Here is a 23147-nt window from a genome sequence, read left to right on the forward strand (position 1 = left end):
CTCCTGTCGCATGCACAGTGCAACCCGCCCATGCGAGATGCCTTGCGACGCGAACCCTCCTGGAGCCCGATCGATGGGTGAATAAGAGTACCGGTTTAGGAGAGTCCGGCTTCTCTCCTAAACTTCTCTATGCCCCTCTCCCAATTGGGATATTTGCGAAGAAAGCGGTTCCGAATTCTCCGAGCCTTCGACTCGGAAATCCTAGCGCGACCGGGGGCTTTCTTCGCGACCTGCAGGGATGCTGCCGTAATCCCGATGCCAGTGCTCTTCATGAGCTCATACATCTCCTCGACGAATGGCTCATCGGCCTTCTCAAGCGATTGGCTTTTGCCGGGTGCGAAGCCTTCGGAACCAGGCCCTTCGATCTCGACCCGAACGAGAAACGGCGCCCCCGGTTCGAACTCCATCGTCCCGCCTGCGATCCTGATGTTCGTCACGCGTGGCAGGAGGCCCGGTGGAATACGATCGGGCGAATGTAGGTCGTCCGATCGAGCCGCCCAAACCTTCAGGCGCCCTTCGCGAAGCGCTTGCAAGAGCGCCCGCGACACCCGCTCGTTGATCCGCCCGACCGTCGATCGAAACAGCGTGTGAACATCCTGCCGACCCCGGGGCCAGGCCGGATTGGCGAGCATTCGAGCGATCGGGTGCTGCTGCTCCCAGGCCGGATGGTGTTCCATCAGCCCCGCTTCCGCGAACAGCTTCATCGTCATCGGATCGATGTTGCTCTGCCGAGGGAAGCTCAGCTCGACGCGGTCAGCCTCCACAACAATCTCGAAGTCCGACCGGCTCGAGGCGTCCGCGGTGGCATCGAGCGAGTGCAGACTCGCCAGCCTGTTGATCACCCACTCCCGGATCGTCGCTTCGTAAGCACCAGCCTCGGGGAAAAGCACGTTCCAGAAAATGCGGGGCGCATCACGCAGCGGAGCTTTCAGGCCGGGCTTCTTTCGAGGTTTGTTGGTCATGCCACAGCCATTCTGCGAAGTGTGCACGCTCGCCCAGAAGTCGCTGATCCTAGAAGAACCATTCGCTGCTGCGCCAGACCAGGTTCCCAGTTGCTGAAAATGGAATTCCCTGTTCCAGCGAGTAGGGAATGTCCTCACAAGCCATTGATATTTGGCCTGTTTGCGAGGTCTTCAACGCGCCAAGGCGCGAATTTCCGACGACTTCCCTGATAATTTCCCTGTTAGCAGGGAATATAGGGCCGGAGACACCCTCTACCGAGACTACGTCCGCCACCAGCCCGCACTCTTGAGATCGACCTTCGATTTCGAGGCTCCTTCCGAAACCGGCAGCCGCTTCCCAACCCGCTGGCTCCCCGCCGCGCCACCGCGCGGCTTGCGTCATCGCGCCGGTCCCTGACTACGGAGCGCGGTCCCTGGTCGCGTCGCGGCGGGCGGCCATGCCTCCGCGGCATCGGGAATGCGCGCTCATCCGGCGGCCGGCCTTCGAGCGAGGGCCGGAGCCGCCGCTGCGCCACGATGCGATACCACTTGCGGGGTCGGGGGATCGTGTGGCCTCAATGGCTGCCTTCGACGATCGGCCACCCGGCAGGCGGGCGATTGACGACCGAAGCGGAGAGCCTTGTCCGATGACGCCTATCCGCCGCCGCGTCTTGGTCGGCTTGAGCGCGGTCCTGATTCTGGCCGCGCTGGATGCGGGCATCGTCCTGAAGGCGCGGCAGGATATTGCCGCGGCGGTGTCGGCGCGGGGCGCCGCGCTCCAGCGCCTCGTCTCGCAGAGGGTGGACCAGCACGACGCGCATCTGACCAGCGTGTCGGCGCTGGCCAACGTTTCCGATCCGCCGCCCGCCGAGGCCTTGCAGCAGGTCATTGCCAGCATCACGCGCTTCTATCCGCGGATCGTCGCCATCGACGTGCTCGACCTGACGAAGCAGCCACCTGCGGCTCTGCTCGGCGCGGCCGTTCCGGCGGAGGTCGTGGCGGTGCACGGGCGACTGGCGGACGCGCCCTTCCTGCTCGTGCCGAGGGAGCAGGGCGGCGTCCTGCACATTCTGAAGCGGTCGCCCACGGACGGGCCGGCGCGGCTGGCCATCATGATGTCCATCGATCTGGCGCGGCTGATCGCCTCCGATGACGCTCCCGCCCCGACCACGCGCGTCAGCCTGCTGCTCGACGGCCGGACCCTGTTCAGCGAAGGCCCCGATGCCGGCCAGCGCGTGCTGTTCGACCAGCCGCTGGCAAGCAGCACCCAACCCCTGCGCCTTGTGCTTGCCGCCGAAACCCTGCCCGCCATCCCCTGGGGCTGGCTGCTTCTGGCGACGACCCTCGTCGCGCTGGGAGCCCTGGCGGTCGAGCGGCTGCTCGACGCGCGGAGCGCCGCCCGCGAGGCCGGCCTGCGCGCCCTTGTCGCCTCGCATGACGCGAAGCTCGCCCATGCCAGCCGCGTCAACGCCATGGGGGAGCTGGCCTCCGGAATCGCCCACGAACTGACCCAGCCGCTCACCGCGATCCTCAGCCACAGCCAGGCGGGCCAGCGCCTCGCCGGGCGACCCGAGATCGACCGGGAAGCCATTTCCACCGCTTTCGACGCCACGACCCGCAATGCCAAGCGCGCGGGCGATATTCTGGGGCGGCTCAGGTCATGGCTCACCAAGGGCCAGCCGACCATCCAGCAGGTCGATCTGTCAGCGGTGGTCGCCGATGTCGTGCAGCTGCTCGGCGCAGAGGCCGCGCATGCGGGCATCGCGATACGGATCGCGCCGCCGCCGCGCGAGCCTCTGGTGATGGCCGACCGTGTCCACATGGAACAGGTGGTCTTCAATCTGGTGCGCAACGCCATGGATGCCCTGCGGGACCGTGGTGGCGGACGGGCCATCGACATCCGCTGGGGCGACGAAGCCGGGCGCGTCGTGCTCGACATCGTCGATAACGGGCCGGGCTTCACGGCAGAGGCGCTCGGCCGCGTGTTCGAGCCGTTCTTCACCACCCGCGCGGAGGGCATGGGTCTCGGCCTGTCGCTGTGCACCACGCTGGTCGAGCGCTATGGCGGCACGCTCGGCGCCGGGAACGGCCCCGCCGGCGGCGCCGTTCTGCACATGCGCATGCCGCGCGCGCGATCAGGCGGGCAGGTCGACCGGGTGGCGGCCGAATGAACCGGGCGGGAATTGTCCATCTGGTCGATGACGACCTGGAGGTGCGCGACGGGCTGAGCTTCCTCATGCGCACCGTCGGGCTCACCGTCCATTCCTATGCCGACGGCCTCACCTTCCTCGAGGCCCTGCCGGGTCTCACCGAGGGCTGCATCCTCATCGACATCCGCATGCCCCATGTCACGGGCCTGCGCTTGCAGGAGCGCCTGACCGCCACCGGCTGCGACTGGCCGGTGATCATCATCACCGGGCATGGCGACGTCGAAGCCTGCCGCCGCGCATTCCGGGCGGGCGCGGTGGATTTCCTGACCAAGCCGATCGACGAGCAGGTGCTGATCGACGCCGTGCAGGGCGCGCTGTCGGTGCTCGCCGACCGCGTCGCCTCGCGCAGCGAAGGCACCCGCGCCGCGCGGCTGATCGAGCGCCTGTCGTCGCGCGAACTGGAGATCCTCGCGCTCGTCACGGACGGCCTCGCGACCAAGGAGATCGCGCGGAAGCTGACCCTTTCGCCGCGCACGGTCGATACCCACCGGGCCCATATCGCCGACAAGCTGGGCACCACCTCGGTCGCCGACATGGTGCGGCTGCGCCTGAGTGCGCGGGACCCCGGACATCGGTAGCGCTACCGATCCCGGCCCGCGGCCGAGCGGATACCGCGCGGCCGGCGCCTGCTGCATCACTGATGGCGCTGCGGGCCGTCCATGGCCCCGCGACCCGGAGATTTCAAATGTCGAAGATAACCCTTGCCGCAGCCTGCCTCGTCCTCGCCGGAACGGCCGCCGCCGGCGCGCAGGTCCTGCAGGAGCGCAACATCTCCTCGGCCCTCGCCGTGGAACTGGCCCAGGCGACCGTCGCTGCCTGCGCCGCCAAGAACTTCGCGGTGACCGCGACCGTCGTCGATCGCGCCGGCATCGTCCGCGCCATGGTCCGCGCCGATCGCGCCGGCCCGCATACGATCGATGCGAGCCGCGCCAAGGCCTTCACCTCCGCCTCCGCCCGTGGCAACACGTCGGCCATGGCCGAGACCGCCGCCAACAATGCCGGCGCGCGCAATCTCGTGCATATCCAGGGCTTCCTCCTGCTCGGTGGCGGCGTGCCGGTTCGCGCCGGTGAAGAGGTCATCGGCGCGGTCGGCGTCGGCGGCGCGCCGGGCGGCCACCTCGACGAGGAATGCGCCAATGCCGGCCTCCAGGCGATCGCCGCGAAGCTGCGCTGATCCGAGGCGTCCCGAGATCCGCCGGGGGACACAACGCCCCCGGCGCCTGCCGCAGGAGCCCACGCATGAAGCGATCCGTCACCACCCTGCTGGCATTGCTCGCCCTGGCCCTCTCGCCGGCCGGCGCCAGCGCCCAGACCGCGCCCTCGGCGGCGGAGATCGCCGACTATCGCGGGCTGCACGCCGCGGCCCAACGCGGCGATGCCGCCGAGATCGACCGCCTCATCGCCGGCCGCACCGATCCCAATGCCCGCGACCGCCACGGCCGCACGCCGCTCCATGTCGCGGCCCATGTGGGGCACCGCGACGCGATGCGCGCCCTCGTTCGCGGCGGCGGCGATCCGCGCGCCCTCGACAGCCAGCGCTATGACGCGATCACCATCGCGGCCGTGCGCGACGATCTCGCCACCATGCGCGTCGCGCTGGAGATCGGCGGCGACCCGCGCGCGGTGACCAGCCCCTATCTTGGCACGGCGCTGATCGCCGCGGCGCATCTCGGTCATGTCGAGGTCGTCAAGGCGCTGATCGATGCCGGGGCACCGCTCGATCACGTCAACAATCTCGGCTGGACCGCGCTCATCGAGGCAGTGATCCTCGGCGACGGCGGCACCCGCCACATAAGGACTGTTGCCCATCTCGTCCGGGCCGGCGCCCGCCGCGACATTGCCGACCGCGCCGGCGTGACGCCGATCGACCATGCGCGGCGTCGCGCCTATTCCGAGATCGCCGCGCTGCTGGAATGAGGCCGGCGGCCGGCGGCCGGCGTCGCTCGCCGATGCCGCCGCCGGTTCAGTGGATTGTCGCGAGAAACGCCTTCAGGCGGGGGCTCGGCTGGTCGCGGAAGAAAGTCTCCGGATCGGCCTCGCAGTCGACCCTGCCGCTTTCCATGAGCACGACGCGGTTCGATACCTGCCGGGCAAAGGCCATCTCATGGGTGACGACGACCATGGTCATGCCGGTCTTGGCGAGGTCGGCGATGACGCCGAGCACCTCGCCGGTCGCGACCTGAAGGCCGACGTCCTTCAGCGCCTCGTTGCGACAGAACCGCTTGCGGACGTTTCGGCGCGCACGAGCGCCTTTCCCGAACCTGGCATCACCGGAGCTCCGCTGCAGACGACCTCGGCCGTATAGGCGCTTCGTGGATGGTAAGCCCGACCCGGAGCCCTATCCGCGGGCCTTGTCACGGTGGGGTTCGGGAGCGAGACCGAGGCTGCGCTAGCGACGATCCATACAGCCGATCTCGCTGCCATTCCCGGACTGCTCGGCGTCGGCCGCTGAGCCCCGCGCGGCCGTGCCGGCGACAGACAGCCATTCGCGCAGCCCGGACGGTCCATTGAGCGCGCCGCGCCATGCGGCCTATACTCGGCTCGAACCTCGGGCGGGATCGTTCCCATGAACCGCTTTGAACAAGCGACGGACGATTACGGAGAGTGCAACCGCATCGTCGCGCAGGCGACGGTCGGGCGCTCGCGGACATGGGTGTCGCTCGCCGCGTGCAAGCCGAATGCCGGGCTTTGGCTGAGCGGCTTCGACGATCTCGTCGTCGGCATTTTCGACGTCAGCCGCCCGTTCACCATGGAGCGGGACCGTGGTGACGGCTTCGAGCGGCTGAAGATCAAGCCCGGCTCGGTCTATGCAATCCCGTGGAGCTGCAACCGCTTCGCCGCCTGGAACGGCACCTACCGCTTTCCGAGCGTCGCTGTTCCACGGCGCTGGGTTCGCGAATTCCTGGCGAGTGCCGGCGTCGGCAACGAGGCTGCCGTCGTTGACGGTTCGCATCTCGCCGCCGAAGACCCGGTGATCGCGGTGCTCATCCGCCGACTGGTCGATGCGCATACCAGCGGGCGGGCGGTGGACGATCTCGACGACCTCTATTGCGACCAGTCCATCGGGCTGATCGTCTCCGCGCTGATGCGCGCGGGAGGCCGCCGGGAGATCGATGCGGCCAGCGGGCTGCACTGGCGCATCCGGCGCGCGATCGACTTTATCGAGGCCAAGGGCGCGCGGCCGGTGACGCTCGACGACATGGCCCTGGCCGCCGGCCTTTCGAAGTTTCATTTCTCGCGCATGTTCAAGTCGGCGACCGGCTATACGCCGCACGACTGGGTGGTTCAGCACCGGCTCGCCAAGGCCCGCGAACTGCTCATGAGCACCCGCCGCCCGGTGGCCGACATTGCGCAGTCAACGGGGTTCGCCTCGGCCAGCCGCTTCGGCGAACTGTTCCGCAAGCGTTTCGGCACCACTCCGCGCGCGTGGCGCGAGGCGGGCCGTTGACGCGGCGGGAACATCACCGCAAGATTCAGCTAGGATCGCAAGACATAGAGATTGCCCGGGGAGCCTTGCTCCGTAGGCTCGACGAGATCGAAGGCCCGCGCGGCCATCCCGAACTCGCTGCTCGAGAGCCTGGTGATCTGATGTTGTCCCAACCCATCTTGCGTGTGCTTTCCTTCGTTCTGATGACGCTGGCCGGCGGTCTTGCGGCGGCCCCGGCTTCTGCCCAGCAGCGCGTCGTGGTCGGCCATCCCGCACCCTGGAACGTGCAGTTCGCGTTCTTCACCTTCGGCGAGCAGCTCGGCTATTTCCGCGAGGAGGGCATGGTGCTCGAGCGCGTGGGCGTGACCGGCTCCGCCGTCCTGCTGCCGCAAGTCGCGGCAGGGCAGGTTCATTTCGGCTATGCCAATCCCGACCTCGCGATCATCGCGCTCGCGCGCGGCGAGCCGATGCCGGTGCGCTTCTTCATGAACTGGCTGCGCAGCCAGACCTTTGAATTCGTGGTGCCCGAGGCAAGTCCGATCCGGACGCTCGCAGACCTCAAAGGCAAGAAGCTCGGCGTCGGCGCGCTGACATGGGGCAACCTGCCGCTGTCCCGCGCCATGCTCGCCAGCCAGAACATCGCGTGGCAGCGTGATGTCGAGGTGCTGCCAGTCGGGCTTGGCGCGGCCGCATGGCGCCGGATGCAGACGGGCGAGGTCGACGCTCTCAACCTCTTCGTCGGCGAGCATCTTCGGATGGAAATCGCGGGCATCAAGATCCGCCGCCTGCCCATGCCGGAGGCGTTCCGCTCGCTGTTCTCGAACGGCTGGGTCGCGAGCGAACAGACCCTGCGCGACAACCCGCGCCTCGCCATCGGTTTCGGGCGCGCGATGATCAAGTCCTGGATCGCCTGCAAGGCCAATCCGGAAGCCTGCGCGCGGAGCTGGTGGGCGGCCGTGCCGGCCTCCCGGCCCCCGGCTGGCCAGGAGGCCGCGGAGCTTGCGACGCAATCGCGTGTCGTGATGACCGATCGCGTGCAGATCGACGATTTCCCGGCTGGCGCCGCCCGGCAGTACGGGCAGTTCCCGGATGGCTCCTGGCAGCGTCTGATCGATGTCATGCGCGCCGAGGGCCAGATCCAGCGCTCCGACCTCGACCTCTCCCGGCTGACGACCGGCGAGCATCTGGCCGAGATCAATCGCGGCATCGACCCTGCCGCCATCGAGGCCGCTGCACGCGCCGCGCGCTGAGGCTTCGATGGACCGACTGATCGTCGATGATGTCGCGCTCGTCTATGCGACGAGCCGAGGACCGCTGACCGCGCTCGAAGGACTCGACTTCCGTGTCCGCGACGGCGAGTTCGTCTCCGTGCTCGGCCCGTCGGGTTGCGGCAAGTCCACCCTGCTCAAGCTTGCCTCGGGCCTGATCATGCCGACGCGGGGGCGCCTGACCCTCGCGGGACAGGTCGTCACCGGACCGCGCCCCGATGTCGGCATCGTGTTCCAGCAACCGACCCTACTGCCCTGGCGGCGGGTGATCGACAACGTGCTGGTGCCGATCCGCGCCATGGGCCGGGACGTCAAGGCCTATCGCGACAAGGCGCGGGAGCTTCTGGAACTCGTCGGCCTGAAAGGCTTCGAGGACCATTATCCGCACGAGCTTTCGGGTGGCATGCAGCAGCGCGTCGGCATCGCCCGCGGGCTCATCCACGATCCCGCGATGCTGCTGATGGACGAGCCCTTCGCGGCGCTCGACGCCATGACGCGCGAGACCATGATGGACGAGATCCAGCGCATCTGGTCGACTACCGGCAAGTCGGTTCTGTTCATCACGCATTCCATCCCCGAGGCGGTCTATCTCTCCGACCGGGTGCTGGTCATGTCGCCGCGGCCGGGCCGGGTGATCGAGGAACTGGCCATCGACCTGCCGCGACCGCGCACGGTCGCGACGCTGGACGATCCGCGTTTCGTGGCGCTCGCAAGCCACCTGCGCGCGCAGTTCCGCCCGAAGGAGGACATGCCGTGACGGCGCTCCGCCGGCAACTCGTCGATCTCGCCTACCCGGCGGCGGCGCTCGCGCTCGCCGTCGGCGCCTGGCATGTCGGCACGGTGTCGGGCGCCGTGCCGTCCTATCTGCTGCCGCAGCCGGGCCGCGTCTTCGCGGCGCTGATCGATGGCGCGCAGAACCCGCTGGTGTGGCGGCATCTCAACTCGACCTTGCAGGCGACGATCTTCGGCTATGTCGCGGGCTCGCTGGTCGCCCTGGTCCTCGCGGCGCTGATCGCCGAATTTCGTCCGGTGGAGCGCTTTCTGATCGGGCCTCTGACCGCGATCCAAGCGATCCCGAAGGTGGCCGTCGCGCCGCTGGTGTTTCTCTGGGCGGGCTTCGGTCTCGAAGGCAAGACGCTGCTCGTCGCGCTGATCTGCTTCTTCCCGGTCTTCGTGAACGGCCTCGTCGGCTTTCGGGCGGCCGATGCCAATCTGCTCGACCTCATGCGCGCCGCCGGCGCCTCGCGCTTCGCCCGGTTCATGGAGGTGAAGCTGCCGATGGCCGCGCCGACCATCTTCGCGGGGCTGGAGGTCGCCGTCTCCTTCGCCCTGATCGGCTGTGTCGTGATGGAGTTCATCGGCGCGACGCGCGGCATGGGCTTCCTGATCCAGGACGCCTCCAACGCCTTCGACCTGCCGACCGTCTTCGCCGCGATCCTGACGCTCGGGTTCATTGGTGTCGCCGGCAACGCCATCGTCCGCTTCGCGCACCGGCGGGTCGTGTTCTGGAACCGCGCCACAGCGACCGCTTCGACCGGGAGCGCGCCATGATGACGGACAGCCTCAAGACCATCCTGGCCACGCTGACGACGCTCGCCGTCTGCGCGCTGGCCTGGGAGGGCGCGATCCGCATCTTCGCGCTGCCGCCCTTCGTGCTGCCGCCGCTCTCCGCGGTCGGGCAGGCGCTCTATCAGGGCTGGGTGGTCGGCACGCTCTACGAACACGCCCTCTTCACGCTTCAGGGGGCAGCCGCCGGGCTCGTCATCGGCGTGGTCGTGGCGATCGTCCTTGGCGCGCTCGTCGCCGAAATCCGGCCGCTGGCCCTTGCCGTCTATCCGCTGGTGATCGCCACGCAGTCCATGCCGACGGTCGCCATCGCGCCGCTGATCGTGGTCTATCTCGGCATCGGCCTGCCCTCGAAGATCGCCACCGTCGCGCTGCTCTGCTTCTTCCCGGTCTTCGTCAACACGATCGTTGGCGTGCGTGGCGCCAATCCGGCGCTGGTCGATCTCTACCGGGCCTTCGGAGCCTCGCGCACCAGAATCTTTCTCGACGTGAAGCTTCCCGGAGCGGTCGATTCCATCATGGCGGGCATCCAGATCGCCGTGGTTCTCGCCTTCGTCGGCTGCGTCGTTTCCGAGTTCATCGCCAGCCCCAAGGGGCTCGGCCATATCGTGAAAACCTTCGCCTCCGACCTGAACGTCTCCGTCATGTTCGCGGCGATCATCGGGCTCGGCGTCCTTGGGGCGCTGGCCGCAGCACTGATCCGTGCGGCGCACCGGGCGCTCGTGCCCTGGCGGCGCTCCTAGAGGCATCAAGACAATGGACCGGTCCGACTTTCTGGCCCGCAATCTCGGGGATTGCTTCGACATCGCCGGACGCGCCGACAAGGTGGCGCTCATCGACGTCGGTGATCCCGACAATCCCGTGTCGTTCACCTATGCCGAGCTCGACGCCCAGGTGAATGCCGTGGCGCGCGGGCTCACCGCGCGCGGCTTCAGGCGCGGCGACCGGATCGGCATCCTCGGCTTCAATTCCTGGCGCTATGTCGTCGCCTTCCTCGGCACGATGCGGGCAGGCCTCGTCACCGTGCCGATCTCGATCAAGCTGGCGACCGAGATCATCGACTACATCGTTGCCGACGCCTCGCTGAAGGCGGTGTTCCACGATGCCGCCCATGCCCGGCTCGTGCCGGCCGATCTGCCGGCCATCGCGATGGAGCCCGGCGGTTCGTTCGACGACCTGCGCGCTCCCGGCCCCTTCACGGCCGCGAAGCCGGAGCCGCACGAAGTCGGCATGATGCTCTACACGTCGGGCTCGACCGGCAAGCCCAAGGGCGTGCTGCTGTCGCATTCCTCGCAGCTCTGGGGGCTCGCAAAGTCCGCTGAGCTGTTCGGCGACGTGTCCGCCAACCGCTACATCGTCGCGGCGCCGCTCTACCACATGAACGCGACCTTCAGCGTCAAGATGGCGCTGGTGGCCGGCGCGAGTTTCGTGCTGATGCCCTCGTTCAATGCCGTCTCCTATCTGAAGGCAGTCGCCCGGCAGCGCGTGACGTGGCTCACCTCGGTTCCGACCATGCTCGCCCTCTGCGCGCGCGAGAAGGATCTGTTCGCGACGCTCGACCTCTCGTCGGTCCGGCGGGTGATGATGGGCTCCGCTCCGCTGACGCAGGCGCTCATCGACAAGGTCGAAGCGCTGTTCCCCGGCGCGATCCTTTCCAACAGCTACGGCACGACCGAGGCCGGCCCCGTCGTCTTCGGCCCGCATCCGCAAGGCAAGCCCCGCCCGGTCATCGCTCTCGGCTATCCGGTCGATGGCGGTGTGATGGAACTGCGCGAGGGGCCGTCGGCCGACGAGGGCGTGCTCTACATGCGCAACCCATCGCTGATGGAGGGCTATCACAACCTGCCGGAGAAAACGGCCGATGCGCTGCGCGAGGGCTGGTACCGCTCCGGCGACATCATGCGGCGCGACGCCGACGGCTTCTTCTACTTCGTCGGTCGCGCCGATGACATGTTCGTGGTCGGTGGCGAGAATGTCTGGCCCGGCGAGGTGGAGAAACTGCTCGAGCGGCACGATGCCGTGCACCAGGCGATGGTCGTGCCGGTGCCGGACGACGTGAAGGGCACGCTGCCCTTCGCCTTCATCGTTCCCCGTCCCGGGCTGACGGTTTCCGAGGACGACATCAAGGCCTTCGCCCTCGCGAACGGCCCGGCCTTCGCGCATCCGCGCTTCGTCGAGATCGTCGCGGAAATTCCGCTCGCCGCCACCAACAAGCCGGACCGCGGCGGACTGACGCGCCGCGCGGCCGGCATCGCCGCGGAGCGTCGCGCCCGCGGCGAGCGCGCCGACAAGGCATTGGCATGAGGAGATTGCAGTGATGGACACGGAAGCGTTCGCGCAGATCGTCGCGGGGTTCCAGAGGTCGCCGGCCGTCGAGGCCCTCGGCATGGAGGATATCAGCCTTGGCGGCGACGGTGTCGTCACGGGCCATCTGCCGCTCAAGGCCCAGCATGAGCGCGGCGCTGGCACGAACCAGTTCCACGGCGGGCCGCTGGCATCCTTCATCGACACGATCGGCGATCTCGCCGTCGCGGCTGCCGTCGGCGGCGGCGTGCCGACCATCAACCTGCGGATCGACTATCTGAAGCCGGCGACCGGCCCGCGCCTCGCCGCCAGGGCGATGGTGCGCCGGCTCGGGCGGACGGTCGCCGTCTGCGACATCGACGTTTTCGACGCCAAGGGATCGCTGGTCGCCATAGGGCGCGGCACCTACGGCTCACAGGCCGGATAAGGGAAGGAACAGCCATGCGCGCAATGGTGCTGAAGCAGCACGGGGGTAACGAAGCCTTCGAGTACCGAACCGACTGGCCGGATCCGACGCCGGGCCCGCAGGACGCCATCCTGCGCGTCCGCGCCTGTACGCTGAACTATCACGACGTGTTCACGCGCAACGGCATGCCCGGCATCAAGGTGCCCATGCCGATCATCATCGGCATCGACATTGCCGGCGACGTCGTTGCCGTCGGCTCCGATGTGCGGGACTTCAAGGTCGGCGACCGCGTGCTGGTCGACCCGATCGACCGGGTGAAGGGCGGCCTCACCGGCGAGACCTATGACGGCGGCCTTGCGGAATATGTCCGCATCCCCGTCCACCAGCTCGTTCCGCTCGATGCCGCCGTCGGCTATGCCGAAGCGGCCGCCCTGCCGGTGGCCTATGGCACCGCCTACCGGATGATGATCGCGCGCGGCAAGGTCTCGGCCGGCGAGAGCGTGCTGATCCTTGGCGCGTCCGGCGGCGTCGGCACCTGCTGCGTACAACTCGCCAAGCTGGCCGGCGCGGAGGTCGCGGTCTGTGCCTCGTCCGACGAGAAGCTTGCGCGTCTCGCCGAGATTGGCGCGGATTTCGGCATCAACTATGCGACCGAGGATTTCGTGAAGGCCTGCCAGGCCAGGTTCGGCCGCGCCCGCGTCTTCCAGGACGAGGGCAAGGGCATCGACGTCGTCGTCAACTTCACCGGCGGCGACACCTGGACGAGGTCGCTCAAGGTGATGAAGCGCGACGGGCGGCTTCTCACCTGCGGCGCGACGGCCGGCTACAATCCGCCCGAGGACATCCGCTTCATCTGGACGTTCGAGCTGAACATTATCGGCTCGAACGGCTGGAGCCGGCAGGACGTCGTCGACCTCCTCGACCTTGTGAAGAGCGGCAAGCTGAAGCCCGTGCTGCACCCGGAGCGATTCACGCTGAACCGCGCGGTCGACGCCATGTCGGTTCTCGACAAGCGTGCCGTCATGGGCAAGGTCGTGGTGGAGCCGTGAGCGAGGCCGAGCCGGCCAGCCCGATCGGCGGGCTCGACCACATCGTCGTCGCCGTCGCGGATCTCGCGACGGCTGCGGCAAGCTGGTCGGTCCTCGGCTTCACGCTGTCGCCGCGGGGCTATCACGGGCGCGAACTCGGCACGGCCAATCACACGATCATGCTCGGGCACGACTATGTCGAGCTTCTGGGCGTGGCCGAGCCGACGGCCTATAGCGAGCCGACGCGTGGCTTCCTCACCGGCGGCGACGGCGTCGAGCATCTCGCGCTGGCGGCCGACGACGCGGACGCCGCCGCAGCCTTCATCAGCGCACAGGGAAGCGGGACGGTCAGACCGGGCCTGTTCGGCCGCGCGGTCGAACGCGCCGATGGAGCGCGCGGCGAGGCCCGCTTCGGCATTGTCCGCTGGCCGGCGCCCGTGCGGACGGCAGGCATCGGCCTGTTCGTCTGCCACCACGTGACGCCCGAGTGGGTCTGGCTCCCGGAACTGACCAGTCATCGCAATGGCGCCGTCGGGATCGCAACGATCTTCGTCGCGGCTGCCGATCCGGCCCGTGAGGCGCGGGCGTTCAGCCGTGCGGTCGGACGCGCTGTCGTTGCGGCCCCCCAGAGTGACGCTCTCGTGGTCGGCGGCGGGCGCGGACGGGCCGACATCCGTTTCGCCACCCGGGCCGCTCTCGAGGCGCAGCTCTCCGCGCACGCCCTCGCGGGCGCGCGGAGCGAGGGTGTCGTCGCCATCGACATCGCGACCCGCGATATCGATTCCGCCGTCGCCTGCGCCGGAGCGCTGTGGTCCGGCGGCCGGGTGCCGGCCGGCAATCCCGGCGGAATTTCGCTGGGCTTCGTCGCGCCCGCGCCGTGATGGCATGCGGTGTTCTCGCATCCGCCGCGGCTATCCTTAAGAGGCAGCGCTAATCCCTCTGCGCTCTGGCTGCCGTACTCCGAATGGCGGCAGGCTCGCCCACCGGCCTGGTCCGGGCAGCCTGGGCGACGACCGGGGAACCCCGGAGGATGCAGTGCGCGTGATCGGGGACGACGAGGTCGCGGAGGCCTATGCCAGCGGCCGGACGACCTTCATGGGGCTGAAGCTGCTCGTCGCGCCGGGCGCGCTCGTGCCGCGACCGGAAACCGAACTGCTTGGCACCACCGCCATCGAGACGCTGCGGAGCATGAACGTCGCGGCGCCGCTGGTCATCGACATGTGCTGCGGCACCGGCAATCTCGCCTGCGCCATCGCGGTGCGGCTTCCGGAAGCGCGGATATGGGCCTGCGACCTGACGCAGGAATGCGTCGATGTCGCGCGGGGCAATGTCGATAATCTCGGCCTCGGCGATCGCGTCGCCGTGTCACGCGGCGACCTGTTCGGCGCCCTGTCCGGCCAGGGGCTTGAGAAGGCCGTCGATGCGATCGTGTGCAACCCGCCCTACATCTCCGAGAAGCGGCTGGAGGGCGACCGGGCGCACCTGCTAGCGCGCGAGCCGCGCGAGGCTTTCGCGGCCGGTCCCTACGGGCTCAGCATCCACATGAAGGTGCTCAAGGAAGCGCCGGTCTTCCTGCGTCCCGGAGGCGTTCTGCTGTTCGAGGTCGGCCTCGGACAGGATCGTCAGGTCGCTGGCCTGTTCGAGCGCAGCGCCGCCTACGAGGCGGTTTCGACGGTCGCCAATGGCGAAGGCGAGGGACGGGTCGTCCTCGGTCATTCGCGCCGGTCCTGATCGCGAAATCTGCCTCTCCGCACAAGGCGGCCACCGTGCGTTTGGAGTGACCATCCAACTGGCTCCGGAAGGGCTCGCGGGCAGCGCCGGGGCGATGCGTCGTTCAAACGGATGATGAAGCTCCGGACCGGGCATCGGAAAAAATGAGCCGGACTGTCAGCGGGGTTGGCCATGGCTCCGGCGCATCTGCGAACGGCATCGGGAGAACACCGCCTGGAGGCATCGATGCCGCGGGCACCCGGGGCTGCGGCGCAGGCCAGGCGCGGTGCCGTGCGTGAAACCGGCCTCCCCTTCGTGTTCCTGTTCCCGGGTTCGGTCGGCTATGGCCGAAGCCTCGCCGCGCTCGCGGGGGCGATGGCGGGAACCGCCCAGATCGTCCCCGTCCGCTACCCGGATCTTCGGATGATGCTGGCCGGGCGCGCCTCGCTGGCCGCCATGGCCGACGATGCCATGGAGCAGATCGGGCGCAAGCAGCCGGGCGGACCCGTCCGCCTTCTCGGCCATTCGCTCGGTGGCGCCGTGGCCTTCGAGGTTGCCGGCCGGTTGCTGGAGAGCGGCCGCTCGGTGCGGTTCCTCGGCATTCTCGACACGAGCATCCTCGGCGAACGCTCGGAATACCGCGAGACCTTCTCGCGCACCGTGCAGCGCATCCGCACCAGCCAGGTGACGGCCGCGCGGATGGCGTGCCGCGGCCTGGCCAAGGTCGCGGCCCGGCTCGGTTGCGAGGGCCTGCTCGCGCGTATGGTCGATCGCAAGGGCAACAACCAGTTCAACGCCACGCGCTTCCGCATCACGCTCGAACTGCAGGAGGTGCTGCGCTCGCGGGCGTTCTTTCGCTGGCTGGACCAGCCGAAGGCATCACTGCCGCTGACCGCCACATTGTTCCGCTGCGCGCGCAAGGACATGCCGCAGCATCTCGGCTGGGACGGCCTGTTCGCCAGGCTTGATGTCGTCGCCATCGACGGCGGTCATATCGACCTGATCATGCAGCCGCACCTGACCCGCAACCATCCGCTGATCGAGGCGGCGGTGGTACGCTCCTATGCGCCGACTGAACTCGCGCTGCGCGGAGCGGCGTCATGAACCGGGCGGCCTCCGTCGCGCGCTACCGGGCCTTTGACAGGGACATCCTGAGGCTCGATGCGGCGGCGGAAACCGACCGCATCGTGAAGGTGCTCTCCGGGCAGGTTCTGGCCACTCTCGGCCGCCGTGGCGCGGTCGTCGGCCTGTCCGGCGGCGTCGACAGTTCGGTCGTCGCGGCGCTCTGCGCGCGCGCGTTCGGGCGCGACAAGGTTCTCGGCCTGCTGATGCCGGAGCACCATTCCTCCGGCGACTCGCTGAGGCTCGGATGCGTCATCGCGGCGGCGCTCGGTATCGAAACGATGGTCGAGGATATCGGGCCGGCCCTCGGCGCCCTCGGCGCCTATCGCCGGCAGGAAGAGGCGATCCGCGCGGTGGTGCCGGACTATGGCGACGGCTGGAAATGCAAGCTGGTCCTGCCGTCGATCCGCGAGAGCACCGGCATCAACATCACGCGCCTGACGGTGCAGGACCCTGAAGGCATTGTCAGGACCGTGCGCCTGCCACCGGATGCCTATCTCAAGCTCGTCGCGGCGACGAACTACAAGCAGCGCCTGCGCAAGATGAGCGAATATTACCACGCCGACCGCCTTCGCTATGCGGTGATCGGCACGCCCAACCGGCTGGAGCACGATCAGGGCTTCTTCGTCAAACAGGGCGACGGGATGGCCGACGCCATGCCGATCGCGCATCTCTACAAGACGCAGGTCTACCAGCTCGCCGAGCATCTCGGCGTGCCGGAGGAGATCCGTCAGCGGCCGCCGACCACCGACACGTTCTCGATGCCGCAGAGCCAGGAGGAGTTCTACTTCGCGCTGCCCTACGACCTGATGGACCTCTGCCTCTATGCCGCCGACCATGGCATTGCCGCCGAGGCCGTCGCGGCCGCCACCAGCCTGACCGCCGAACAGGTGCGGCGGGCGTTCCGGGACATCGAGGCCAAGCGCCGCGCCTCGCGCTATCTCCATGCGCGGTCCCTGCTCGTCGCTCCGGTCGCCACGGAGTGATGCGATGTGCGGCATGGCGGGGATCGTGTCACTCAGCGCGTCGGCACCGCCTCCCGCGCGCGACGCGCTGATCCGCATGGCCGGGACGCTCGTCCATCGTGGACCGGACGAACAGGGCATCTATCGCGACGAGCGGGCGGGCCTTGCCCATGCCCGGCTGTCGATCATCGACATCGACGGTGGCGGCCAGCCATTGTCCGATGCCGATGGCGCGGCGTGGATCGTCTTCAACGGCGAGATATTCAACTATGTCGAGTTGCGCGCCGAACTGGCGGCGCTCGGCTATCGGTTCCGCACACGGAGCGATACCGAGGTGATCGTCCAGGCCTGGCGCGCCTGGGGCGAGGCGGCCTTCGAGCGAATGAGGGGGCAGTGGGCCCTGGCGCTCTGGGAGCCGATGGAAAGCCGCCTGATCCTGTCGCGCGACCGAACCGGCATCTGTCCGCTCTACCTTTGCGAACATGGCGGCCGCGTGTTGTTCGCCAGCGAGGTGAAGGCGATCTTCGCGGCCGACCCGGCAATTCCCCGCGCTTTCGATCCGGCAGGGCTCGACCAGATCTTCACGCTATGGGCGCCCGTCGCGCCGCAGGGTGTCTTTGCGGGCATCCGCGAACTCCCGCCCGGCCATGTCCGCATCTATCGGGGCGGTACCGCGCGCGAGCGCTGCTTCTGGCAACCTCGCTTTCCCGAAGGCTCCGGCGACGGTTTCGCCGGCTCGCTGGACGACGCCGTGGCGATGGTGCGCGATGCCCTCGACGCGGCGGTGTCGCTGCGCATGGTCCGATCAGACGTACCGGTCGGCAGCTATCTCTCCGGCGGCCTCGACAGTTCGCTCGTCGCCGCCATGGGCCGGCGCTTCGCGGGGGAGCGCTTCCAGACCTTCTCGCTGCGCTTCGCCGATGCCGAGTACGACGAGACGGATTTCCAGCGCCTGATGGTGGGCCGGACCGGGAGCGAACATCACGAGCTCGTCGTCGAGCGGCATGCCATCGCGCGCGTCTTCCCCGATGTGATCCGCCACGGCGAGCGGCCGATCCTGCGGACCGCGCCCGCGCCGCTGTTCCTGCTGTCGCGGATGGTGCGCGAGGCCGGCATCAAGGTGGTGCTCACCGGCGAGGGGGCCGATGAGGTCTTCGCCGGCTACGATCTGTTCCGCGAGGCGAAGGTCCGGCGCTTCTGGGCGTCCCGTCCCGATTCCGCCTGGCGCTGGCGGCTGATCGAGCGGCTCTACCCCTATCTGTCCCGTTCGCCCGTCCGCCAGCAGGCCATGGCGCGGCAGTTTTTCGGGCACGGCCTTGCCGGCAGCGCCGATCCCGGCTTCGGCCACGATACGCGCTGGCGGACGACCGGCGCGATCAAGCGGCTGTTCTCCGCCGACCTGGGCGCGCGCGTCGCGGGCGAGGACGCCGTGGCGAGGCTCATCGACGGCCTGCCGCAGGCATTCGCGCGCTGGGGGCCGCTGGCGCAGGACCAGTATCTGGAGATGCGGACGCTGCTGTCGGGCTATCTCCTGTCGGCGCAGGGCGACCGGATGCTGATGGCCCATTCTGTCGAGGGCCGCTTCCCCTTCCTGGACGAGGGCGTCATGGCCGTGGCGAACGCCCTGCCGGCCACCCACAAGCTGCGCGTGCTCGACGAGAAGCACGTCCTCAAGCGCGTCGCCGCGCCGCTCGTCCCACCGGAGATCGTCGCGCGGAAGAAGCAGCCTTATCGCGCGCCCAACGCCTTGTGCTTCTTCGGCGCGGGCGCGCCTGACTATGTCGGGGACATGCTGTCGGAGGCGGCGCTTCGCGATGCGAACGTGTTCGACCCCGCCGCCGTCATGCGCCTCGTCTCGAAATGCCGGAAGCATCAGAAGGATGGCGGCGGCGATCTCTCCAATTCCGACAACATGGCACTGGTCGGCGTGCTGTCGACCCAGTTGCTGCACCACCAGTTCGTCGCCAGCCGTCCGGATGCCGCAAGGCTTCCGGCGCTGGCGACCGACATCGACCAACTGCACCGCGCAGAGGCCTTCGCGTGATGGATACCGCCGTTCCGTTGCTGCATGACCACCTCATCCGTTCGGCCTGCCGGAGCCCGGAAAAGGTCGCTCTCGTCTGCGGCAGACGCCGCGTCACCTATGATGAGCTCGATGCAAGCTCCGACGCGCTGGCGGCTCATCTGGCCGTTGCGGGGGTAGCCCGTGGCGACCGCGTGATGATCTTCGCGGACAACACGGTCGAGGCGGTCGTCGGCTTCTGGGCGACGCTGAAGGCCAATGCGGTGGCCTGCCTGATCAATCCGCTGACCAAGGCCGACAAGCTCGACTACCTCCTGCAGGACTGCCGGCCGGCGGCGTTCATCACCGATGCGCACCTCCATGCGGCGTTCGGCGACCCGGTTCGCCGCGCGACCTTCCTGAAACGGGTAGTGGTCAGCGGCGAGGCCGGCGATTCAGAGCCGGTCAGGCTGCCGCGCGCGGTCCGGTGGGAGGTGGCGACGACGGCGCACGGCGCGCCGCCGGTGCCGCGCTGCATCGACATCGACCTGGCGGCGATCGTCTACACGTCGGGATCGACCGGTGATCCCAAGGGCGTGATGCTGACCCACCGCAACATGCTCACCGCCTGCGCGTCGATCGCCTCCTATCTCGAGCTGCGCGAGGACGAGGTGATCCTCAACGTCCTGCCGCTGGCTTTCGATTACGGCCTCTACCAGATGATCATGGCTTTCAGTGTCGGCGCGCGGCTGGTGCTGGAGCGCTCCTTCGCCTTTCCGGCACAGACGATCCGGGTCCTGTCCGAGGAGAGGGTCACCGGGCTTCCCGGCGTGCCCACGGTCTTCTCCACGCTGCTCGGCCTGAAATCGCTCCGCAGCAGCGACCTCGCCAGCATCCGCTACGTGACCAATACCGGCGCGGCGCTGCCGGTGAAGCACATCCAGATGCTGCGGGAACTGTTGCCGGCCGCCCGCATCTATTCGATGTACGGCCTCACGGAGTGCAAGCGCTGTAGTTACCTTCCGCCGGAGGATATCGACCGGAAGCCGGAAAGCGTCGGCATCGCCATTCCGAACACCGAAATGTGGATCGTCGACGAGGGCGGCCGGCGGCTCGGGCCCGGTCTTGTCGGGCAGCTGGTGATCCGCGGCGCGACCGTGATGAAGGGCTACTGGGGCAAGCCCGAGGCGACCGCCGAGAAGCTGAAGCCCGGACCGCTGCCCGGCGAGCAGGTCCTGCACACCGGCGACTACTGCCGCATGGACGAGGAGGGCTATCTCTACTTCGTCGGCCGCAGCGACGAGATCATCAAGTCGCGCGGCGAGAAGGTCGCGCCGAAGGAGGTCGAGAATGTCCTGATGGGCATTGCCGGCGTCAAGGAGGCGGCCGTCATCGGGGTTCCCGACGACCTGCTCGGCGAGGCAGTCAAGGCCTTCGTGGTGATGGAGCAGGGAGCGGCGATAGGCGAGGCGCAGATCCGCAACGAGTGCCGCCGGCGCCTCGAGACCTTCATGGTGCCGAAGCACATCGACATCGTCTCCAGCCTGCCGAAAACCGATACGGCAAAGATCAACAAGCGGGCTCTGTCATGAGCGGGATCCATTTCCAGCCGAAGAACGTCTTGTCATGAGGAGGGTGAACCGATGATGCGAGAAACGGCGGCGCTTGGCGCCTGCAGGGATCAGGTCCGCGCCTTCCTGGCCGCAAATTTCTACGTCGGCGACGTGGCGGCGCTGCGCGACGACACATCGCTGATCGACAAGGGCATCATCGATTCCACCGGCGTACTGGAGGTCGTGGGCTTCATCGAGCAGACCTTCGGGATCGCGGTGGACGACAGCGAGCTGCTGCCCGAGAATCTCGACACCATCCAGGGCATCGCCGCCTATGTGATCCGCAAGCAGGCCGAGCCGGTCACCGCCGGTTGAACTCATCCCGCCACGGCGGGATGGCCGCGGACGCTGCGTCATGTAGCCGTTGCGCTCGACCGGCCGCGTAGGGCATACGCGTCTGATGGATGTCGCGATCAAGCTGTCGCTGGCGGGTGGCCACGCGTGGGAATTCGTCTGCGACGAGGACGACCCGATGGTGATCGGGGTCGTCTCGGCGCTGCCCGGCGCGACCGTCGATGCCAATCTGCCGCCGGACGGGCTGGTGCAGGTGGAGAATCGCGCCGGCGAACGCCTCTATTTCCCGCGCACGTCGCTGGTCGCAGTTTCCGTCCGACAGGTGCCGGCGGCACCGAATACACCTCGGCCTGGCTCGCTGCCCTTGCGGCCGCCACGCTTCCTGCTGCTGCCGGCGGCGCTGCCCGGCGAGGCGATGGCGGAAGCCATGAAGCTTCCCGAAGTCGAAGGCCGTGGCCATCCCGCACCGGGTGTGCGGGACATGGTCGACCCGCAATCGCTGCCCGCCGCCGTCGTCGATGCGCTGGTCGCTGCCGCCGCGCGGGGCATCGCCGCCCTCGGCGTCGATGCAAACGGGGGAACCCATCTCGACATGCGCCTGATCCGGGCCGGCGAGGGCGCTGCCCTCGCGCTTCCAGCGCGCGATCAGGCAGATGTCCTGCTCGATGTGCTGGTCGTGGTGGAAGCGCCGCTCGGGCTTTCGGTCCGGCTCGCCGACGAGGGCATCACGCGTGGTCTCGTTCTGATCGAGGGCGATATTCTGCTGGCGCCGCCGGGTGAAGCGGGCGCGGCCATCGAGGCGGGCGATCCCGCGCCATCTCCCGTCATCCTGCTCGCGGGCCGCCTCAGCAGGGGCGAGCGCCTTGTCGCCGCCTGAACCGGGATTGCCGGTTCGCGGCGCCAGTTTCTTTCCCATTGCCGATGGCGGGATCGTCTATCTCGACCGTGTTCGCCGGCTGTACGGGCTGAATGCTCCGGCGGCGCTGGTCTGGCGCGACCTGTCCGAGGGCGCGACCCAGGCGGAGACCGTGGCGCGGCTCGCCGCGACCTATTCGCTCGAGCCCGCCACCGCGCGCGAGTGGCACGACCTTGCCGTCGCGTCGTTCGCCGAGTCGATCCTGCGGGATGCGGCGGAAGCGGTCGATGCACCGGCCGAGCCGCATGTCATGGCTCCGCGCCCCTTCGGCGCGGGGGTCGTCTATCGCCTGCTCGGCCAGCCGGTCCATGTCGACGCGCCTGAAGCCGTTCTGGACGGCATCGATGCGCTTCTGGGCGATCGGATGATCCCGGCGCTGGCGCCGGTGAGCGCCGAAGACCTGTGGGTGCGGGTCACGCCGCACGGCGAGCGCCTGCGCGTCGAGAGCGGCGGCGACCCGGCGACGGTCGAAACCATGGCGACGATCGTCCCGGATGTGGAGCGGCGCATCGTTCAGGACATCGTCCCCCGGGTGCCGCATTTCCTGGCCTTTCACGGCGCGCTGCTGGCGCAGGGCGACCGGTCGGTTCTGCTCTCCGCGCCGTCGGGCTCGGGCAAGACCACGCTGGCTATCGCGCTGGCAAAAGCCGGCTGGTCTCTCCTGACGGACGAGATGGCCCTGCTCGACCGCGATCTCGGCTGGCGCGGCCTGCCATTCCGGCCGTGCGTGAAGAGCGACAATTACGACCTGATCGCATCGGCCTTCCCGCAGCTCGGCGATGCGATGGAGCACGTTCGATTCGGCCGCAGGGTGAAGTTCCTGCCGCTGCCGCTGGATGCCCGGCGGATGACGCTGCGGACGGTCGTCTTTCCCCAGTACCGGCCCGGCTCCGCGACCGAACTGATGCCGATTTCGCCAGCTGACGGCCTGCGGTGGCTTCTCGCGCAGTGCATCTACGTGCCGCCGGGATTTGGCGAGGCGGACGTTACCCGGCTCATATCCTGGCACGAGAGCACGAATTACTACGCGCTTGGCTTCGGAGATTCGCAGTCTGCATCGGAACTTATCAACGGTGCCGATTTTTCAAGCTTGCGTTAGGGAAGCCTGACGGATAGTGGTCTCGGGTCTTTGATCAACGGCCGGAGGTTTCGCGTGGCGCCCAAGAATCCGATGGACAAGGTGTCGGACCGCGACCGTCGCCAGTTTCTGGACAAGGCGGGCCGCTTTGCGGCCGTGACGCCGCCGACTGTCGCGCTCATGCTGTCGGCGACCGGGCGCGCGCGCGCTCAGGCCACGTCGGGCACGACCACGACCAGCACCACGACGACCACGACGTCGACGCCAACTTAGGCGCTCTGCGGCCGCTCCTCGGGG

At 68.4% G+C, this 23147-nt stretch carries 24 protein-coding genes; 22 read left to right on the forward strand and 2 right to left on the reverse strand.

Annotation, left to right across the window (positions count from 1 at the left end):
- Nucleotides 1-95: 95 nt before the first annotated feature.
- The gene (locus tag JNK84_RS14520) at nucleotides 96-962 is read right to left on the reverse strand and encodes a hypothetical protein (RefSeq protein WP_293425111.1); all 867 of its coding nucleotides are present in this window, start codon (nucleotides 960-962) and stop codon (nucleotides 96-98) included.
- Between the two features lie 626 nt (nucleotides 963-1588).
- On the opposite strand from JNK84_RS14520, the gene JNK84_RS14525 reads away from it, so the two are divergent.
- The 4 genes from JNK84_RS14525 to JNK84_RS14540 all read left to right on the forward strand — a co-directional run bounded on the left by JNK84_RS14525 (nucleotide 1589) and on the right by JNK84_RS14540 (nucleotide 5068).
- Complete coding sequence (locus tag JNK84_RS14525; protein ID WP_293425112.1) at nucleotides 1589-3112, forward strand: sensor histidine kinase; 1524 nt, start codon at nucleotides 1589-1591, stop codon at nucleotides 3110-3112.
- Complete coding sequence (locus JNK84_RS14530) at nucleotides 3109-3729, forward strand: response regulator transcription factor (RefSeq protein ID WP_293425113.1); 621 nt, start codon at nucleotides 3109-3111, stop codon at nucleotides 3727-3729. Before JNK84_RS14525 ends, JNK84_RS14530 begins: the two co-directional genes overlap by 4 nt.
- 107 nt (nucleotides 3730-3836) lie before the next feature.
- Nucleotides 3837-4325 (forward strand): GlcG/HbpS family heme-binding protein, encoded by a 489-nt coding sequence (locus tag JNK84_RS14535; RefSeq protein ID WP_293425114.1) that lies wholly within the window; start codon nucleotides 3837-3839, stop codon nucleotides 4323-4325.
- Between the two features lie 65 nt (nucleotides 4326-4390).
- Entirely contained in the window at nucleotides 4391-5068 is a 678-nt protein-coding gene (locus JNK84_RS14540) for an ankyrin repeat domain-containing protein (RefSeq protein ID WP_293425115.1), read from the forward strand.
- 46 nt (nucleotides 5069-5114) lie between these two features.
- Here JNK84_RS14540 and JNK84_RS14545 read toward each other — a convergent pair whose 3' ends face one another.
- Entirely contained in the window at nucleotides 5115-5315 is a 201-nt protein-coding gene (locus tag JNK84_RS14545) for a hypothetical protein (RefSeq protein WP_293425116.1), read from the reverse strand.
- A gap of 402 nt (nucleotides 5316-5717) precedes the next feature.
- On the opposite strand from JNK84_RS14545, the gene JNK84_RS14550 reads away from it, so the two are divergent.
- From JNK84_RS14550 to JNK84_RS14635, 18 genes are all read left to right on the forward strand, one after another.
- Nucleotides 5718-6599 carry a helix-turn-helix domain-containing protein gene (locus JNK84_RS14550; protein ID WP_293425117.1) on the forward strand — a complete coding sequence of 294 codons (882 nt, stop codon included), beginning with the start codon at nucleotides 5718-5720 and terminating at the stop codon, nucleotides 6597-6599.
- 164 nt (nucleotides 6600-6763) lie between these two features.
- A complete protein-coding gene (locus JNK84_RS14555; RefSeq protein WP_293425223.1) occupies nucleotides 6764-7828 on the forward strand; it encodes an ABC transporter substrate-binding protein in 1065 nt (354 codons plus the stop codon).
- A 7-nt stretch (nucleotides 7829-7835) separates the two neighbouring features.
- Entirely contained in the window at nucleotides 7836-8603 is a 768-nt protein-coding gene (locus tag JNK84_RS14560) for an ABC transporter ATP-binding protein (protein ID WP_293425118.1), read from the forward strand.
- Entirely contained in the window at nucleotides 8600-9397 is a 798-nt protein-coding gene (locus tag JNK84_RS14565; protein ID WP_293425119.1) for an ABC transporter permease, read from the forward strand. Before JNK84_RS14560 ends, JNK84_RS14565 begins: the two co-directional genes overlap by 4 nt.
- Nucleotides 9394-10155: an ABC transporter permease gene (locus tag JNK84_RS14570; protein WP_293425120.1), complete on the forward strand. Its 762-nt coding sequence runs from the start codon at nucleotides 9394-9396 to the stop codon at nucleotides 10153-10155. The genes JNK84_RS14565 and JNK84_RS14570 overlap by 4 nt, the downstream gene beginning before the upstream one ends.
- 13 nt (nucleotides 10156-10168) lie before the next feature.
- A complete protein-coding gene (locus JNK84_RS14575; RefSeq protein ID WP_293425121.1) occupies nucleotides 10169-11716 on the forward strand; it encodes a class I adenylate-forming enzyme family protein in 1548 nt (515 codons plus the stop codon).
- Between the two features lie 13 nt (nucleotides 11717-11729).
- Nucleotides 11730-12143 (forward strand): PaaI family thioesterase, encoded by a 414-nt coding sequence (locus JNK84_RS14580; protein WP_293425122.1) that lies wholly within the window; start codon nucleotides 11730-11732, stop codon nucleotides 12141-12143.
- Nucleotides 12144-12157: 14 nt separating this feature from the next.
- A complete protein-coding gene (locus tag JNK84_RS14585; protein ID WP_293425123.1) occupies nucleotides 12158-13171 on the forward strand; it encodes a zinc-binding dehydrogenase in 1014 nt (337 codons plus the stop codon).
- Nucleotides 13168-14031 (forward strand): VOC family protein, encoded by an 864-nt coding sequence (locus JNK84_RS14590; RefSeq protein WP_293425124.1) that lies wholly within the window; start codon nucleotides 13168-13170, stop codon nucleotides 14029-14031. The genes JNK84_RS14585 and JNK84_RS14590 overlap by 4 nt, the downstream gene beginning before the upstream one ends.
- A 160-nt stretch (nucleotides 14032-14191) precedes the next feature.
- Nucleotides 14192-14881, forward strand: coding sequence for a N5-glutamine methyltransferase family protein (locus tag JNK84_RS14595; RefSeq protein ID WP_293425125.1), 690 nt, complete (start codon nucleotides 14192-14194; stop codon nucleotides 14879-14881).
- A 225-nt stretch (nucleotides 14882-15106) separates the two neighbouring features.
- Nucleotides 15107-15964 (forward strand): alpha/beta fold hydrolase, encoded by an 858-nt coding sequence (locus JNK84_RS14600; protein WP_293425126.1) that lies wholly within the window; start codon nucleotides 15107-15109, stop codon nucleotides 15962-15964.
- Nucleotides 15961-16968, forward strand: a complete 1008-nt coding sequence (gene nadE / locus JNK84_RS14605; protein WP_293425127.1) for an NAD(+) synthase — start codon at nucleotides 15961-15963, stop codon at nucleotides 16966-16968. Before JNK84_RS14600 ends, nadE begins: the two co-directional genes overlap by 4 nt.
- 4 nt (nucleotides 16969-16972) lie before the next feature.
- Entirely contained in the window at nucleotides 16973-18991 is a 2019-nt protein-coding gene (gene asnB, locus JNK84_RS14610; RefSeq protein ID WP_441343248.1) for an asparagine synthase (glutamine-hydrolyzing), read from the forward strand.
- Nucleotides 18991-20541 (forward strand): class I adenylate-forming enzyme family protein, encoded by a 1551-nt coding sequence (locus tag JNK84_RS14615; protein ID WP_293425224.1) that lies wholly within the window; start codon nucleotides 18991-18993, stop codon nucleotides 20539-20541. The genes asnB and JNK84_RS14615 overlap by 1 nt, the downstream gene beginning before the upstream one ends.
- 51 nt (nucleotides 20542-20592) lie before the next feature.
- Complete coding sequence (locus JNK84_RS14620) at nucleotides 20593-20877, forward strand: acyl carrier protein (protein WP_293425129.1); 285 nt, start codon at nucleotides 20593-20595, stop codon at nucleotides 20875-20877.
- A gap of 85 nt (nucleotides 20878-20962) precedes the next feature.
- Nucleotides 20963-21733, forward strand: coding sequence for a hypothetical protein (locus JNK84_RS14625; RefSeq protein WP_293425130.1), 771 nt, complete (start codon nucleotides 20963-20965; stop codon nucleotides 21731-21733).
- Nucleotides 21720-22871 (forward strand): PqqD family peptide modification chaperone, encoded by a 1152-nt coding sequence (locus tag JNK84_RS14630; protein ID WP_293425131.1) that lies wholly within the window; start codon nucleotides 21720-21722, stop codon nucleotides 22869-22871. Before JNK84_RS14625 ends, JNK84_RS14630 begins: the two co-directional genes overlap by 14 nt.
- A 54-nt stretch (nucleotides 22872-22925) precedes the next feature.
- Nucleotides 22926-23123 (forward strand): hypothetical protein, encoded by a 198-nt coding sequence (locus tag JNK84_RS14635; RefSeq protein ID WP_293425132.1) that lies wholly within the window; start codon nucleotides 22926-22928, stop codon nucleotides 23121-23123.
- The last annotated feature ends 24 nt before the right edge of the window (nucleotides 23124-23147 follow it).

This window comes from Phreatobacter sp., assembly GCF_016793595.1.
In the GTDB taxonomy this organism is placed as follows: Bacteria; Pseudomonadota; Alphaproteobacteria; order Rhizobiales; family Phreatobacteraceae; genus Phreatobacter.